Origin of the sequence: Rhodococcus sp. IEGM 1330 (assembly GCF_033142445.1) — a bacterium.
In the GTDB taxonomy this organism is placed as follows: Bacteria; Actinomycetota; Actinomycetes; order Mycobacteriales; family Mycobacteriaceae; genus Rhodococcoides.
Genome location: NZ_JAWLSB010000023.1, coordinates 1 through 1,486 on the forward strand (window position 1 = coordinate 1; position 1,486 = coordinate 1,486).

The 1,486-nt window shown below is 62.9% G+C and carries 2 protein-coding genes; both read left to right on the forward strand.

The genetic code is table 11. The annotated features are described in order from the left end of the window. Positions 1–55 precede the first annotated feature (55 nt). Positions 56–463 (forward strand): hypothetical protein, encoded by a 408-nt coding sequence (locus R4P57_RS26735; protein ID WP_317805916.1) that lies wholly within the window; start codon positions 56–58, stop codon positions 461–463. A 131-nt stretch (positions 464–594) separates the two neighbouring features. Then, the gene (locus tag R4P57_RS26740; protein WP_317805917.1) at positions 595–1,476 is read left to right on the forward strand and encodes a DDE-type integrase/transposase/recombinase; all 882 of its coding nucleotides are present in this window, start codon (positions 595–597) and stop codon (positions 1,474–1,476) included. The last annotated feature ends 10 nt before the right edge of the window (positions 1,477–1,486 follow it).

Below are 1,486 nucleotides of genomic sequence, written 5' to 3' on the forward strand. Positions count from 1 at the left end.
ACCCTCTTTGCCAGGCTGCTTGTGAGTCGAGATCAAGTAGCGGAGGAGAGTCGTGATGACAGTCGATGTGGGGTTCACCGGGGAGCAGATCCGGCAGTTGGTGTTCGAGTACTGCGGTCTGCGGCATGGGCAGCGTGGCCCGTGGATGGATGCGCGTCCGCATATCTCGAAGCGAATGATGGCGCGCTGGCGTTCAGCTGTGTTCGACGGTGATGTGGACCGCGGGATGGTTCCGCGTCAGACTGGGGCCATGCATGTAGCACCAGGTGATCGGCAGTCCTCGATGCAGCGTCGGGAGATCGACCGAGCCCGCCATGACGAGGAGTTGGAGCGCCGAGACGCCCGAATCCGGCAACTCGAGGAGACCAACGAACTGTTGGGAAAAGCTATCGGGCTTTTGCACGCGATGAACGTGCCCGAGCCCGCCGACACCCCGACGAAGAACGATCCCACCGATTCCTGACTACCGAGAACACGCTCGTCACGGATCTGACGTCGTCGGCCGGTTCGGTGCGCAGCGCCTTGACGGTAGTGGGGCTCTCCCGCTCGACGTGGCACTACCGCCGCAGTCCACGTCCTGCAGTCGAACAACCTGTGCACCAACGCGATCGGCGGTATCCGAATCGCATCGACATCACCGATCGAGTTCAGGTCGAAGCGTTGATCGCCACCGGATGGAGGGCCGGCAACTCGGTCGATCACACCTTCGCCACCGCCTGGGACAACGGGGCGATGATGGCGTCGCGTCGCTCGTGGTGGCGTATCGCAGCCGCGGTCCTCGACCAACGCAGTCGCCCGAAGACACCGACCAAGAAGAGCACCCGCGCCCCGCGACGCATGCCCGTCCACACCGCCACAGCGCCCGGTCAGGTGTGGAGTTGGGACATCACCGATCTGCACTCACCGTGGCGCGGTGCCTCGTTCAAGGCGTACTCGATCATCGACATCCACTCCCGCCTGATCGCAGGGTGGCGTGTGGAGGAACGAGAGAGTGACCACCTCGCCGCAGAGATGTTCGAGACCGCGATAAAACGTTACGGCGCACCATCATTCGTTCACGCGGACTCCGGTCCGGCGATGCGCTCGAACACCCTCGAGACTTGCCTGACCGCACACGGAATCGAGCTCACCCACAACCGTCCCTACGTCAGTAACGACAATCCGTTCTCAGAGTCGGAGTTTCGGACCATGAAGTACCGCCCGAACTACCCTGGCATCTTCTCCGGCATCGATGCCGCTCGCGGGCATCTCACCGACTACGTCCACTGGTACAACACCGACCACAAGCATTCCGGCATCGCGCTGTTCTCACCCGCAGACGTGCATTCCGGGAAGTGGCGACAGATGTGGACCGACCGCGACCGCGCCCAACAGGCCTACTACGACCGGCATCCCGAACGGTTCCGAGCTCGTCCACACACACCCCGGCCCGCATCGAGCGTGGGAATCAACGACAACCGACTCCAGACAGCTTGACATCGAGCGT